General features: G+C 68.7%; 1 pseudogene. It reads right to left on the minus strand.

What is annotated here, in order from left to right:
* Positions 1 to 261 (minus strand): annotated as a pseudogene (locus BZL64_RS41550) (Clp protease N-terminal domain-containing protein); the annotation flags it as partial.
* Positions 262 to 268: the final 7 nt, after the last annotated feature.

The following is a 268-nucleotide window of genomic DNA, read 5'->3' on the forward strand; positions in this document are numbered from 1 at the left end:
GACGGTGTTGCGCGCGCGGGGGGTGTACCGGTTGAAGCCCTGGCTGAGATCGAGGTCGGCCGACTCCTTGGGCACGAACCGTTTCTGCGCGGCCTGCCGTGTCACGCCCATGCTCCGGCCGATGTCGGTCCAGGAGGCTCCCGAACGCCGGGCCTGGTCGACGAAGTGACCGATCAGGTGGTCGGCCACGTCACCGAGGTGCTCGCCGGCGATGACGGCGTCCTGGAGCTGTTCCAGGGGTTCGGGGTGGACCTTCTTGATGGCGTCG

The organism is Streptomyces bobili (assembly GCF_002154575.1).
GTDB lineage: Bacteria > Actinomycetota > Actinomycetes > Streptomycetales > Streptomycetaceae > Streptomyces > Streptomyces bobili.